Below are 503 nucleotides of genomic sequence, written 5' to 3' on the forward strand. Positions count from 1 at the left end.
AAAAATAATTATAAAGTAGTTCACTAGTGTTGCATTAATTTGATTTTAATATTAAAAAGACTCACAATCTTCACTTATTTTATTTTGTGAAAAGAAAAAGTCCTTTATAATGGATAAGTCAGGTGGTAACCCGTCCAAATCCACTAAAAAGGACCAAACTCATGGACAAGATTACACGAAAAACTTCATTTGGACAATGGTTTTCGCCAATAAATCTTCAATTATTTGAAGAACAGGTGAAAACGATGAAATTTAGCGAACGGTGCCAGGCACTGTTCGTAAGGAAGGATTGAATGAATCCATTGGCAAGGATATAATGATGGAAACATTAAACATTTTCAATTCAAATATGTTACGAAAATAAAATAGAACAAAACTAAACAACGTCAACTAGAAACAGGAGGAGAGCCTTGTCAACTACCCCCACTTAGCTAATGCTTGAAGTGAGGGCTTGCAACTCCCCAGAAGTGCAAACGGACTTCGTCCTCCTTCCTTGACTTGGG

General features: G+C 35.6%; 1 pseudogene. It reads left to right on the top strand.

The window, feature by feature from the left end:
- Positions 1–161: 161 nt before the first annotated feature.
- A pseudogene (locus ABEV15_RS14050) lies at positions 162–275 on the top strand (IS4 family transposase); the annotation flags it as partial.
- Between the last annotated feature and the right edge of the window lie 228 nt (positions 276–503).

It is taken from the genome of Bhargavaea massiliensis, assembly GCF_050480245.1.
Lineage (GTDB): Bacteria > Bacillota > Bacilli > Bacillales > Anoxybacillaceae > Anoxybacillus.